The following is a 14,376-nucleotide window of genomic DNA, read 5'->3' on the forward strand; positions in this document are numbered from 1 at the left end:
TACACATCCTCTCATTCGTTTTTTCTTTTCATAGTTTTTCAATAGGAATTATTCGTATAATAGCATTTCCTAAGGAATGTGTCAACAATATTTAATGCTTCTTTTTTTGTACAATCATAATTTAAAATCATACATTATTTATTTTCCATCTTTATCACTCACAACACTCTTTCCATTTAAAAATTTTGCAGCTACATTTCGATCGTCTGCAAGATAGATCATTCTTTCTAATCGTTCTTTCACTTTATCTTTACATATTTATAATAATTTTTGCAACTCTTTATAAATTCTTTAGAATTATTCATAATTTATACATTGAATGAACCAGGAATTTTGCTATACTTAAGACATAGTTTTTCATATATATTTTTTAATCCTCTCTTTTCAGAAAAGTATCCGTTCACATTATGTGAGCGGTCTTTTTTTATTCTAAGACAATTCAAGCTTACCAGTATACAACTGATAATAAGTTCCCTTATTCTTGATCAGATCTTCATGATCTCCACGTTCAATGATCTTACCATGTTCAAGTACAATAATTGCATCACTATTTCGGATCGTAGATAATCTATGAGCGATCACAAATACAGTTCTGCCTTTCATCAAGTTATCCATTCCTCTCTGTACGATACTTTCTGTTCGTGTATCAATACTTGATGTTGCTTCGTCTAAGATCAGTACTGGTGGGTTAGCAACTGCTGCTCTGGCAATAGAGAGTAACTGTCTCTGCCCCTGAGATAAGCCTTCTCCGTCTCCGCTGATCACTGTATCGTAACCGTCTGGAAGCATTTGAATGAACTGGTCTGCATGAGCTAATTTTGCTGCTCCATAGATTTCTTCATCTGTTGCATCTAAGTTTCCATAACGAATGTTGTCTTTGATTGTTCCTGTAAAGAGGTGTGTATCCTGTAATACGATTCCCAAGGAACGTCTTAAGTCGTCTTTCTTGATCTTCTTGATGTTGATTCCGTCATAGCGGATCTTTCCGTCCTGAATATCATAGAAGCGGTTGATCAGGTTTGTGATCGTTGTTTTTCCGGCTCCTGTGGATCCTACAAATGCCAGTTTCTGTCCTGGTTTTGCAAACAAACTGATGTCATGAAGAATTGTTTTGTCTTCGTTGTAACCAAATGTTACATCTTCAAATCTTACATCTCCTGTTAATTCTGTGTAAGTTACAGATCCATCTGCAGAGTGTGGATGTTTCCATGCCCACATTCCTGTTCTTTCTTTACATTCGATGATATTTCCATTTTCATCTTTCTTCGCATTTACTAATCTTACATATCCTTCATCTGTTTCAGGTTCTTCGTCGATCAGTGCAAAGATTCTTTCTGCACCTGCCAGTGCCATAACGATGGAGTTGAACTGCTGAGCTACCTGCATAAATGGCTGTGTGAAACTCTTTGTAAACTGAAGGTATGATGCCATAACACCTAATGTGATTCCTCCAATTCCTTCAATGGCTAATACTCCACCTAAAACAGCTGTTAATACAAACTGAAGGTTTCCGATATTTCCTACAACCGGCCCCATGATGTTTGCATATTTGTTGGCATTTGCAGCACTTTCAAATAAAGCTTCATTTAACTGGTCAAATTCTTCTTCGGATTTGCGTTCGTGGTTAAAGACTTTGACAACTCTCTGTCCGTTCATTCGCTCTTCGATAAATCCTGTCACATCAGCTAAAGATTTCTGCTGACGGACAAAATATTTTCCACTGTTTCCGCCGATCGCTTTTGTGACTGCGATCATGATTCCGATAACAACAACTGCAAGAATCGTTAACACTGGGCTTAATGCTACCATTGAAATAAATGTTACGATGATCGTGAAAAATGCCATCATTGCTTGAGGAATCGCCTGACTGATCATCTGTCTTAAGGTGTCTGTATCATTTGTGTATAAACTCATGATAGAACCATTTGTATTTTGGTCAAAATAGCGGATTGGTAATGTCTGCATATGTTCAAACATATCATCTCTGACACGTTTTAAGACACCCTGTCCAATGAATACCATCATTCTTGTGTAGACAAATGTTGCGATCACACCTGCTGCAAAAATACATCCAAGAACGATCATTGCATGATAGAAGTTTGTAAAATCTGGATTACTCTGTCCAACTAATGGAAGGATAAAATCATCCAACATGAATTTTAAGGACAAGGATACAGATACGGAAGCTGCTGCACTAATGAAAATACAGATAAATACAATGATGATCTGCAATTTATAAGTATCTGTTACATATCTTAAAAGACGTTTTGCTGTCTTTAATATATTTTTGTTAAGCACCTTTTCTCTCTTTGATCCTTTACTCATCGTCTTCTCCTCCTTTCACTTGTGATTCATAGACTTCTCTGTAAATATCATTTGTCTTTAATAACTCTTCAGATGTTCCAATACCTGAGATCTTACCATCATCTAATACGATGATCTGATCTGCATCTTCAATCGAAGATACTCTCTGTGCAATGATGATCTTTGTAGTATTTGGAATTTCTTCTCTAAATGCTTTACGGATCAATGCATCTGTCTTTGTATCTACTGCACTTGTAGAATCATCTAAGATTAAGATCTTAGGTTTCTTTAATAACGCTCTTGCGATACATAATCTCTGTTTCTGTCCACCAGAAACATTGTTTCCACCCTGTACGATCTGTGTATTGTATCCAGCTGGGAATTCATTAACGAATCCATCTGCCTGTGCTAATTTACACATTCTCTGAACTTCTTCATCGGATGCATTTTCATCACCCCAGCGGATATTATCATATATAGTTCCTGTAAATAATACATTTTTCTGAAGCACCATGGATACCTGATCTCTTAATGCTTCTAAGTTATAATCACGAACATCGACTCCACCGACTTTGACACATCCTTCTGTGACATCGTAAAGTCTTGGGATCAGCTGAACTAATGTAGATTTTGCACTACCTGTTCCACCGATGATACCGATCGTCTGTCCTGATTTAATATGAAGATTGACATCTTTTAATGAAAGATTTCCGCCTTCTCCTGCATAGCTGAAATTCACATGATCAAAGATGATCTCTCCATCTTTGACTTCTGTTGCCGCATCTGCTTTATCCTGCATCTCTGGGACTTCTTCTAAGACTTCTGTGATACGATCTGTGGATGCTTCTGCGATCATGATCATAACGAATACGAATGTTACCATCATCAAAGAACCAATGATCTGTAGTGCGTATACGATAATACTTGTTAATTCTCCAGTTCCCATTGTTCCATGGATGATTCCTGTTCCACCGATCGCAACTAACAGCAGAACAACGACATACATTGTAAACTGCATAACTGGTGAGTTCCATGCAACAATCTTTTCTGCTTTTGTAAACAGTTTGTATACATACTTAGAAATTCCATGGAATTTATTGATTTCATAATCTTCACGTACAAATGCTTTTACCACACGAGATGCATTTACATTTTCCTGTACGGAATTATTTAAAATATCGTATTCATCAAATACTTTGATAAAATGTGGATGTGCTTTCTTTGCGATAAAGATCAATGTTCCACCTAATAATGGAATGACGATCAAGAACAATACCGCTACAGTCACACTATATTTTAATGTCATTACCCATGATAAAACTACCATGATCGGTGCTCTGGCAAGCAGACGGATACTCATCATATATGCCATCTGAATATTCGTGATATCAGTTGTCATACGTGTGACAAGTCCTGATGTCGCAAAGTGGTCAATATTCTTAAATGAGAATTCCTGCACTTTGTAGAAAATATCATGTCTTAAGTTCTTTGCATATCCAGCACCTGCAACGGCTGCCATATTTCCAGCTGAAATCCCGAAAAACAGGGATAACATTGCCATAGCAACCAGGATCACTCCTCGCTGGATAATATAATGTAAATCTCCACTTGTCATTCCGATATCAATGATATTTGCCATCTCCATCGGAATCAAAACTTCCATCAGTACCTCAAGAATTACCAGGATTGGAGCAAGTATGGATTGTTTTTTGTATTCTCGGACTGATTTTAATAGGGTCTTATTCATCTTTCTTTCCTTCCTCCTTGTGTTTTTCTATAAGATTTTGTAATACCTGATATAAAACATGTTTGCATGTTATGACATCTTCCTCAGGAATGCCTTTTTCCATTCTTTTTTCACTAAGCTTAATATCTTCCAAGATTGCCTGTCTTAATCCTTCGGCTTTCTCTGTTGGTATCAGCCGCTTCTTTCTAGCATCTCCTTTGACACTTTCTCTTGTCAGATATCCATTCTTCTCCATCAACTGTACATATCCTGTCACAGTTGATTTGCGGATCTGAAATTCTTCTTCAATGTCTTTTTGATAAAGATCTTTATGCATTGTTTCTAATAAAATAAACTTTAAAATATGTTTCTGCATGATGGTAAGATCAGCCTTGATCACTTTATCAATTGGCTGATTCCTCTTCATCTCATGTGATAACATATGGATCAGTTTTCCCATGTGCATGTTATTGATCTTATCATTTATATCCTGCATTCACTCATCCCTTTCTTTTCAAAATGGTTAGCTTCCTAACTTTTTAGTATTATACAGAGATTGATATTTAATGTCAACCATTATTTAATTGTTAACTATAGTAATTCATTTTGTTGACAATAAATTTTATTCATGCTAAAGTTCAGTTTAATAAGATATTTTGAATTTAAACAAAGGAAGGTACATATCATATGAATTCAGAGCAAAATTTAACCCGTGAAGAAGCAATCGCCATCTTAAATACACCTGATGAACAATTAAATGAACTAATCGAACGTGCCGGTGCACTTCGTAAAAAATATAAAGGGAATCATGTAAGCATTCATCTTTTAACAAATGCCAGAAGCGGAAACTGCTCCCAGAACTGTGCTTACTGCGCGCAATCCTGTCGTTCCCATGCAGATATTGAAAAATATAAATGGGTCGATGATGAAAAATTATATGGAGATAACACATTTGTCCATGATCATAAATTATCCCGTCATTGCATTGGATTAAGCGGTATGAAATTCAGCGATGATGAGATTGAAGAACTTGCTTCTAAAATTCGTAAGATGAAAGAAGAGGGTACACATTTATGCTGCTCTATCGGATTTTTAACAAAGAAGCAGGCCTTAATGTTAAAAGAAGCTGGATTAGACCGTATCAACCATAACTTAAATACAAGCCGTTCCAATTATCCAAATATCTGTACAACACATACATACGAACAGCGTGTAAACAATATTCATATGTTACAGGACCTTGGATTTGAAATCTGCAGCGGTGGTATCATTGGTATGGGCGAGAGTAAGGAAGATGTTGTTGATATGTTATTGGATCTGAAAGAAATCAATCCAGAAGCACTTCCGATCAACTTCTTAATTCCGATCAAAGGAACACCTCTGCAGGATAGAGATACTTCAAATTTGACACCAGAATACTGCCTGAAAGTATTATGTCTGGCAAGATTACTGGTTCCAACATCTGATATCCGCTGTGCCGCTGGACGTGAAATTTATTTTAAAGGAAGGGAAAAAGAATTATTGACCGTTGTGAATTCTATCTTTGCTTCAGGATATCTGACTGCAGATGGACAGGGAATTCAAGATACGATCAAGACGATTACGGATGCAGGATTTACGTGCGAAGTTGAATCTGACTAATTTTTGTACTCGCTAACAGAAGATTAAAGGTCTTTAAGAACACCAATTTATCAAAATGTTTAGTAAATAAAAAAACTCCCAACGTAAACATTACATTGTTATGCAAAAACTGGCACTGTCAAAAATCAAAAAACTGGCTATTTTAAAAATGCCAATTTTTCGATAAATTATAACACAATAAAGGAACGCCGCGTACTTAAAAAACTATATATGATCAAAGGAAACAGAAAGTGAGGAAAATAAAATGAAAGAAAATAAAGTACAATTTATTGCAGTTACAGCAATGGCAGTTGCCTTAACTTATGTGTTTACTGCATTTGTTAATGTAAGATTACCGATCGCAGCAAATGGAGGTCTGATTCATTTAGGAAATGTACCATTATTTATCATGGCGATCTTATTTGGGAAGAAAACAGGAGCAATTGCTGGTGGTGTTGGAATGGGATTATTTGATCTGTTATCTGGATGGACAGCATGGGCCCCATTTACATTTATTATTGTAGGTATTATGGGATATGTTGTTGGAGCAATAACAGAAAAACATGACCAGTATGGATGGAAAGTTGCAGCAATCTTTGCAGCATTTGTGATTAAGATCGTTGGTTATTATATCGCAGAGATCATCCTTTATGGAAACTTTGTTGCACCGATCACTTCTGTACCAGGAAATGTCGTACAGATTGCAGTTGCAGCTGTTATTGTCCTGATCGTGATCGAACCAATCGAGATTGCGGTTAAGAAAATTGGAATTACACAGTTTGCATAAATAAAAAAGAAAGTGAGTGGCAAATATGAGCAAATATAAGATCATGACACCAGGACCTGTTCAGGTTCCTGAGAATGTGAGACTTGCAAGAAGCATCTCAACAACAAATGCCGATCTAGATCCACAGTTTTATGATGAATATAAAGAAACCTGTGAATTGATCAGTAAATTACTTCATACAAAAAATGAGACTCTGATCCTAAGCGGAGAAGGAATTCTTGGATTAGAAGCAGCATGTGCATCCATGACAGAATCAGGAGATCGAGTACTAATTCTTGACAATGGAATTTATGGAGCAGGATTTGCGGATTTCGTATCTATGTATGGTGGAACAGCTGTAATGTATACAAAAGATTATAAAAATGCTTTTGATGTAAATGAATTAGATGCATACCTCAAGAAAGATCATGATTTTAAATACGCAACAATTGTTCATTGTGATACACCAAGCGGAATGTTAAATGATATTCATAAAATCTGCCCACTATTAAAATCCTATGGAATTATGACTGTCACAGATTCTGTATCAGGAATGTTTGGAAATGAAGTTGATGTTGATAAAGCACAAATTGATATTTTATGCGGTGGATCTCAAAAAGCCGTTTCAGCTCCTCCAGGACTTACATTTGTAACAATCAGTGATGAAGCAAAAGCAGCAATGGAAAACAGAAAAACACCAATTGCATCATTTTACTGCAATCTGACAATATTCAAAGACTACTACAAAAACCTATGGTTCCCATATACAATGCCGATCAGTGATATCTATGGATTAAAAGCCGCAATTGACAATATTGCAGCAGATAAAGACCTGATCAAACGACATGCAAAGATTGCAAATGCAACAAGAGAAGCATTAAAAGAATTCGGAATCAAGCTGCATTTAGAAAGTGGATTTTCAGATACCGTTACCGTCTTCGACGTACCAGAAGGAATGACAGCCGATGATATTCTCAAAAGAATGAGAGAAGAGCATCATATCATGTTAGCAGGATCATTTGGAGATCTGGCAGGAAAAGTCATCCGAATCGGACACATGGGTGCAAGCGCAAATGTAGGAGATATGCTTGAAGTTATGAGTGGCCTTGAGGAAACTTTGCGGTATTTGGGATGGAAGAGTGAGAAATCTTTGTTGAAGAGTTTTCATGATAAATTGTAGATTTTTAATTTGTTGAGTTGGCCAACTGTAGATTTCGAGTATATGAGGTGGCAACGATTAGCAGATTTTAAGTGCGTGTTGCCACCAGTTGTTTTAAATATTGATTCTTGTCTTATTTTTGTCACATATACGAAAGCCTACCCTCACAAATCACTATTTCAACTTAAACTGATTCTTCCAGAATTCCAACATTCCTTCATCTCTCATCTTACCAAGTTCTGCTGATAATGCGCTTCGATCTACTGACAAATACTCTGCCAGTTGCTGTCGATTAAATGGTATTGTAAATTCCTTACTTCCAGCACGCACAGCTTCTGATGATAAATAAGACAATACTTTATCCCTCAATGATCTCTGTGACATATGCTCTACTTTTCTTGTCATTTCTAATGTTCTTTCCGCTATAGATGATAATAAATTTCTTATGATCTTAGAATGAAATTCACAGCCATTTGAACATACTGTCAGTACTTTCTGAATATCTAAAAATAACACTTTTACATCTGTTTTTGCGACAACACCGACTTCTAAATGTTTGACTCCTGCACAGGCATAGACTTCTCCAAATAAGTCTCCAGGGCATGCTTCTCCTAAGATCATGACATTCCCCCAAACATCTTCTTTCATCATGTGAACTGTTCCTTCCAGAACCATACCAATCTGGGTAACTTTATCTCCTGTATGAAATATAAATTCATTTTTCTTGTAATTTCGCTCTTTTGCAGAAAGACAACTCATCATAGAATCAAGATCGTGTGTTCCAACTCCTGCAAAAAGTGCTGATGTAGGTATTTTCATTTTCATCTTCCTCGCTTATTTCGATTATAATAAAACAAAGAGCCGTATCAACTAACGACTCTCTGTATATTATATTCTCATTTGATAATTATTCTATCCAATTATTATTCGCGGAATGTGATCTCTCCTGTTTTCTCATCCATTGAATCGACAATTGCAAGGGATTCTAAGTGTGTCTGTTTTCTCAAGAAATCTCCACCTGGCTGGAATCCTTTCTCGATTACAACTCCGGCTCCGACTAGTTCTGCTCCAGAGTCTTTGACTAATTTTGCCAGTCCTTCTAAGGCTTTACCATTCGCAAGGAAATCATCGATCAGTAAAACTCGATCTCCCTCTCCTAAAAATTCTTTAGATACAATGATATCATAAACTCTTCCGTGTGTGTATGACTCTACTTTTGTTGTGTATACATCTCCAGCAATATTCTTTGTCTGTGTTTTCTTTGCAAATACGACTGGTACGTCAAAAATTTCTGCTGCTATACATGCAATTCCAATTCCTGATGCTTCAATTGTAAGAATTTTATTAATATTTTCACCTTCAAAACGTTTTTTTAATTCTTTTCCAATTTCACGGAATAATTTTACATCCATCTGGTGATTTAAAAAACGGTCTACTTTCAAGACATTTCCTTCTTTTACGACTCCATCTTTTCGGATTCTCTCTTTTAATAGCTCCATTGCTTGGCCTCCACGCTCTTTTGTATTTTAAATAATATTTTAACTACTTTTGCCTTGCTTTGCAAGCATTGCTTGCATTTCTTTTGGAAAATCTATATCACAAAGTTCAGATTCTTCCAGAACCTTGAAAAATCTGGCATTTTCTATATGTTTTTTTAGAATTTTTTTACCACCGCAATCACCTGTTAAAGATAAAAGCTCTTTTTTATATTTCTTTGAAAACCATACTGGATTGCCAAGTTCTTCTTCTGTCCTGACACATCCAAGTTCATAACGTCCTTCTGCCATAAAAGAGAGAAATCTTTCGATCGTCTCTCTTTTCATATTGGGCTGATCTGCTACAAAAAATGTATAGAAATCTGCATCTTTAGCTGCTTTGATTCCTGCTTTGATCGACCATGAAATCCCATATTGGCTTTCCTTACAAAATACTGTCGTTACCGAATCATATTGTATCTGTTTCATAATTTCCTGATACTGCGTGATAACAATAACTTCAAACTCTTCCTTTTCTTTGCATATATCGATCAGTCTGTCCAAACCATAACGGTACATCGGTTTGGTTTGGATATTTTTTAATAATTTATTTTCATAGCCAAAACGTTTGCTATTTCCTGATGCCAGATAAATAACTGCTGTTTTCATCCTATTTTTGTTCCATCAGACCCATTGCAATTTTTTCACTTGTGATCGGCAATTCACGAATCCACAATCCTGTCGCATTAAATACTGCATCTGCTATTGCTGGAGATGGTGTATTGATAACAATCTCTCCGATCGATTTTGCTCCAAATGGTCCAGTTGGTTCATAGCTGCTTTCGAATTCTACGCGAAGTTTTCCAACATCCACTCGTGATGGCACTTTATACTGCATGAAAGAATTCTGCTTCACATATCCATTCAAAGTATAATCAACGCCTTCATATAATGCCATTCCGATTCCCTGTCCAAGTCCGCCTTCTACCTGTACTCTTGCAAGATTTGGATTCACAGGTGTTCCACAGTCTACAACTGCAACGTAATCTAAGATCTCGATATGTCCTGTTTCTTTATCAAGCTCGATTTCAACCATTCCGACCATGAATGGAGGTGGTGATACTGGGGAACTATTTGTTTCTGTCACCTGGAATGTTTCATTATTGTTGACCATAGATGCTGTTGAAATATCAACTAATGAAATTTCTTTTCCACTCTCTGGATCGCTTACTTTTTTACCATCAAATTCCAGATTATCCGCAGAATCAATTTCCATCATTTGAGCTGCTTTATTTAAAATACGTCCTTTTAATTTTTCACACGCACGTTCTACTGCTTTTCCAGTAACGTAGGTAGAACTTGATGCATAAGATCCAGAATCATATGGTGATGTATCAGTGTCTGCTCCACTGACCATGATATCATCAATTGAACATTCCAGACATTCTGCTGCCATCTGTGCTAAGATCGTGTCACATCCAGTTCCCATATCTGCTGCTGCAATAGAAAGTGTATACAGTCCATCGTCATTTAATTTGATCGTTGCAGATCCAACGTCAACTCCCGAAATACCAGATCCCTGCATTGCCATAGAAACTCCAACACTTCGGACTTTTCCATTTCCCATATCCTTGCATGGATATTTCTCATCCCATTTGAGCATTTCCTTGGCACGAGCCAGACATCGGTCTAAAGCACAACTATTTGCTGTCTCTCCATAATATGCAGGCATAACATCGCCTTCACGAACCATATTCATCTCACGGATCTTTGTTGGATCCATGCCAATCTTCGCTGCCAGTTCACTCACTGCAGATTCCAGTGCAAAAATACCTTGCGTTGCACCATATCCACGATATGCACCTGCTGACATACGGTTTGTATACACAACATCATATGCAAAACGATGTGCCTCCAGATCTCTGTATAAAGGAATAGATTTATGTCCAGACAATCCAACGGTTGTCGGTCCATGTTCTCCATAAGCTCCTGTATTAGACAGTGTATACACATCAATCGCACGAATCTTTCCATTCTTATTTGCCCCGACACGAACTGTCACTTCCATCTCATGACGTGGAGAAGATGCAATCTGGGATTCTACTCTTGAAAAAATGATCTTAGATGGTTTCTTTGTCATCCATGTGACAAATGCTGGATATACTTCTGAAATCGCACTCTGTTTTGCACCAAATCCACCACCGATCCTAGGTTTGGATACTCGAATCTTTGATTTTGGAATACATAATGCATTTGCCAAGATTCTTCGTACATGGAATACGATCTGTGTGGAACTTACGACATTTAATCTTCCGTATTCATCAATAAAGCAATACGTTCTAAAAGTCTCCATCATCGCCTGCTGGTTGGCTTTTGTATGATATGTGTGTTCTACAACAACATCACAATCTTCCAATACTGCATCAACATCTCCCTCATGGGTTTCTTCTGTAGCGCACAGATTTTTCTTATTATCTGCTCCAATATTGCATAAAGCTTTCCAGTTATCTTCTGGATGCACTAATGGTGTACCCTCATCCATTGCTTTCCGTGGATCTAAGTTTGCAGGCAGTACATCATATTCTACACGCAACATCTTAATTGCCTGATCTACACACTTCTCATTCTCACCCGCAACGATCGCAACTGGATCTCCAACATATCGGACGTGCTGATCTAAGATCTGTCTATCATATGGACTTAACTCTGGATAAGTCTGTCCTGCCATCGTGAAACGTTCCTGTGGCACGTCTTCCCATGTATAAATTGCCTCGATTCCCGGCACTTTCATAGCAAATTGGGTATTGATCGATTTGATCATCGCATTGGCATATGGACTTCGGAGTAATTTTACGATCAAGCAGTCTTTTGGTGCCTTATCATCTGTAAATACAGGTTTTCCTGTCACAAGTGCCATTGCGTCTTTCTTCATAACTGGCTGATTGACTACTTTCATTCGGCACCTCCATTTTTATTTTTCTTGTATTCTAAAAAGTTTAAGATTCCTCGAAGCTGTCCTTCGTATCCTGAACATCTGCACAGATTTCCTGCTAAATATTCTTTGATCTCTTCTTCTGTTGGATCAGGAATCTCTCTGAACAATGCGATCGCATTCATGATCATTCCTGGATTACAGAATCCACACTGTTCTGCTCCCTGATTTGCAATAAATGCTCCAAACTCTGCTGCTTCTTCCTGCAACCCTTCTAATGTATCAATCTTATGCCCATCGACTCTTGCTGCAAGAATGGAACATGAAAGAATTGGCTGATCATCCATAAATACTGTACATAATCCACAGTTTGATGTCTCACATCCACGTTTCACACTGTAACATCCAAGATCTCTTACAAGATCGATCAGGAGAGTATCTGCCTCAATCTGTCTGCTTATTTTCTTTCCATTTAATGTAAATGTAATATTCATGACTAATTTTCCCTCCTTTCTTCTAACTGTGCCAATCCCCTTCTTATAAGGACTTCTGATAAATGTCTTCTATAATCCGCACTTCCTCGCATGTTACTTCCAAAATTAAGCTGTCCTGTGACTTCATCTGCAATCTTTCTTCTTCCTTCATCGTCTTTGATCATAACATTCCATTGATCTGATAATTTTACTTTTACCGCTCTTGATGGTCTTGCTCCAACAACTGCATAAGCCTCTTCCTTTCCTAATGAAATGGCACATGTTAAAACCGGAAAATCTGTCTTCGAATTTCTATGAGAAAGATAAACACTTTCCTGTGGATGTTTCTTGACGATCAGACGCACCAGAATATCATCTGGATATTTATTCACTGCAAACTGCTCCAGTGGAATAATTCCTTCGTGATGTAATTCCACATAACTGTCAAATGCAAGGAAGCAGCTTAATACATCTGAAAAACCAAACTTTCCGAAAATACTTCCGCCAACCGTAGCCAGATTACGAAACTGTACGCCAACGATATGTGTTACACTTTCTTTGACAGCTCCATGACTCCATGTATTTAATCCTTCATGAAGCTCGATCTGTCTTAATGTGACCATTGCTCCTATGGAAAATTTCTCATCATCTTCTTCAATCTGATCAAGCCCAAGTCCCGATAGATCAATTGCTTTTTGTACATTTCTTGTGACCATTTTAAGCCACAACATACCGCCAATCACACAGTTCGTCTTCTTCTGGTTCAGCTCATATGCCTGTTCAAGACTTTCTGCTTTGACATACTCCTTAATCTTTAACATTCTATTCATCCTTTCACATTTAGTTTCTTTATCACAAGAAAAAAGGAGTACTTTCCAAGAAAGTACTCCTAAGGTCTGCTTTTATAATCCCCAGTATTCTCCATAAGTATCTTTGATTTCCTGCACATCACTGTCAGAAATACCATTGATCGTCTTCTTAACAAACTGGTAAGTCCTTGGTCGTTTTGACTTCAACGCTGTTGGATTTTCTCTATAATCTCTGTAAGATTCTGCAAAATATTCAGAAGCTGTCTTTGTTACATAAGCTTTGTTATATCCTGTATATTTTGACTTCTCAGCTTTGTAAATCTTGTTCCACTCACTTGTGCTGACTTTATCTCCTGCAAGGAAGTTTGCAAAATGTCCAAGTTCATGTAATAATACATAATCTTTCGCACTCTGGATCTCAATCTTATGATTCCTTACACTGAACACTCCTGTATGTGATGCATTCTTATTGATCACAAACTTAAACTTTAATGTATCAAATGCATTAAGAATCTTCTTATCTGCCTTTGCTCCCAAAGTTTTTACAGTTGTTCCTTTAGAACCTGACTGTATAAGCTGTACAGTTGTTGTCTTAACCGTTGTCTGAATAACTGTCTTAATCGTTCTCTTGTTGGAACCCTTCTTATCGTAATCTTTCGTTGTTGTGATAACCTTTGTATCTACTACCTTACGCTGAGAATTACTCTGACTTGTTTTCTTTGTTGTCTTTGTCTTCCTTATTGTTGTTACTTTACTCTTTGAAGCTTTCTTCTTTAGTTTCTGAATTTTTGTGCTTTTCTTGATTGTTGTCTTTGTTGTTACTTTCGGTGCACTGCTCAATGGCACTTCAACACCATCAATCTTAATTGTTGATTCTTTTGGATGCTTCATTGTATCAACACTTTCAAATGAAGCCATCTGTTTCTCAAACTTCTTCTGCTGATGGTTATTATAAAATGTAACCCCGCCGAAAATTAATACAACTGCAAGAATAATTGACGTCAGTCCTGCTGCAACTTTCTTCTTCATAATTATCGCCCCTTCTTTATACTTATTTATACTTGATTTAGTTTCATGTTCCAACTTCCCCAAGTTTGAAACATCGTCTATCT

13 protein-coding genes are annotated in these 14,376 nt (G+C 37.0%); 3 read left to right on the forward strand and 10 right to left on the reverse strand.

The genetic code is table 11. The annotated features are described in order from the left end of the window. Positions 1-429: 429 nt before the first annotated feature. The 3 genes from OCV53_RS08600 to OCV53_RS08610 are packed head-to-tail and all read right to left on the reverse strand — an operon-like array spanning position 430 to position 4,526. On the reverse strand, positions 430-2,325 hold the full coding sequence (locus tag OCV53_RS08600) for an ABC transporter ATP-binding protein (RefSeq protein WP_055197724.1): 1,896 nt from the start codon (positions 2,323-2,325) through the stop codon (positions 430-432). Then, positions 2,318-4,051 carry an ABC transporter ATP-binding protein gene (locus OCV53_RS08605; protein WP_055197726.1) on the reverse strand — a complete coding sequence of 578 codons (1,734 nt, stop codon included), beginning with the start codon at positions 4,049-4,051 and terminating at the stop codon, positions 2,318-2,320. Before OCV53_RS08605 ends, OCV53_RS08600 begins: the two co-directional genes overlap by 8 nt. After that, on the reverse strand, positions 4,044-4,526 hold the full coding sequence (locus OCV53_RS08610) for a MarR family winged helix-turn-helix transcriptional regulator (RefSeq protein WP_055197728.1): 483 nt from the start codon (positions 4,524-4,526) through the stop codon (positions 4,044-4,046). Before OCV53_RS08610 ends, OCV53_RS08605 begins: the two co-directional genes overlap by 8 nt. 191 nt (positions 4,527-4,717) lie before the next feature. Here OCV53_RS08610 and bioB point away from each other — a divergent pair, with 191 nt between their 5' ends. From bioB to OCV53_RS08625, 3 genes are all read left to right on the forward strand, one after another. Further along, the gene (gene bioB, locus OCV53_RS08615; RefSeq protein ID WP_022091725.1) at positions 4,718-5,671 is read left to right on the forward strand and encodes a biotin synthase BioB; all 954 of its coding nucleotides are present in this window, start codon (positions 4,718-4,720) and stop codon (positions 5,669-5,671) included. Between the two features lie 244 nt (positions 5,672-5,915). Continuing rightward, positions 5,916-6,437, forward strand: a complete 522-nt coding sequence (locus OCV53_RS08620) for an ECF transporter S component (RefSeq protein ID WP_055197730.1) — start codon at positions 5,916-5,918, stop codon at positions 6,435-6,437. A 25-nt stretch (positions 6,438-6,462) separates the two neighbouring features. Beyond that, positions 6,463-7,596: a pyridoxal-phosphate-dependent aminotransferase family protein gene (locus OCV53_RS08625; protein ID WP_055197732.1), complete on the forward strand. Its 1,134-nt coding sequence runs from the start codon at positions 6,463-6,465 to the stop codon at positions 7,594-7,596. A gap of 153 nt (positions 7,597-7,749) precedes the next feature. Here the strand turns inward: OCV53_RS08625 and OCV53_RS08630 are convergent, their stop codons facing one another. The 7 genes from OCV53_RS08630 to OCV53_RS08660 all read right to left on the reverse strand — a co-directional run bounded on the left by OCV53_RS08630 (position 7,750) and on the right by OCV53_RS08660 (position 14,293). Beyond that, positions 7,750-8,394: a Crp/Fnr family transcriptional regulator gene (locus OCV53_RS08630; RefSeq protein WP_242852144.1), complete on the reverse strand. Its 645-nt coding sequence runs from the start codon at positions 8,392-8,394 to the stop codon at positions 7,750-7,752. A gap of 104 nt (positions 8,395-8,498) precedes the next feature. Beyond that, a complete protein-coding gene (locus OCV53_RS08635) occupies positions 8,499-9,074 on the reverse strand; it encodes a xanthine phosphoribosyltransferase (protein ID WP_055197736.1) in 576 nt (191 codons plus the stop codon). 39 nt (positions 9,075-9,113) lie between these two features. After that, positions 9,114-9,719, reverse strand: a complete 606-nt coding sequence (locus OCV53_RS08640; RefSeq protein ID WP_055197737.1) for a nucleotidyltransferase family protein — start codon at positions 9,717-9,719, stop codon at positions 9,114-9,116. Between the two features lies 1 nt (position 9,720). Beyond that, a complete protein-coding gene (locus OCV53_RS08645; RefSeq protein WP_055197738.1) occupies positions 9,721-12,006 on the reverse strand; it encodes a xanthine dehydrogenase family protein molybdopterin-binding subunit in 2,286 nt (761 codons plus the stop codon). Beyond that, positions 12,003-12,476: a (2Fe-2S)-binding protein gene (locus tag OCV53_RS08650; RefSeq protein WP_022374680.1), complete on the reverse strand. Its 474-nt coding sequence runs from the start codon at positions 12,474-12,476 to the stop codon at positions 12,003-12,005. The genes OCV53_RS08645 and OCV53_RS08650 overlap by 4 nt, the downstream gene beginning before the upstream one ends. Before the next feature lie 2 nt (positions 12,477-12,478). Then, positions 12,479-13,276: an FAD binding domain-containing protein gene (locus OCV53_RS08655; protein WP_022374679.1), complete on the reverse strand. Its 798-nt coding sequence runs from the start codon at positions 13,274-13,276 to the stop codon at positions 12,479-12,481. A gap of 81 nt (positions 13,277-13,357) precedes the next feature. Beyond that, positions 13,358-14,293, reverse strand: a complete 936-nt coding sequence (locus OCV53_RS08660) for an anthrax toxin lethal factor-related metalloendopeptidase (protein ID WP_022374678.1) — start codon at positions 14,291-14,293, stop codon at positions 13,358-13,360. Positions 14,294-14,376: the final 83 nt, after the last annotated feature.

Source organism: Anaerostipes amylophilus, assembly GCF_025567365.1.
Taxonomy (GTDB): Bacteria; Bacillota; Clostridia; order Lachnospirales; family Lachnospiraceae; genus Anaerostipes; species Anaerostipes amylophilus.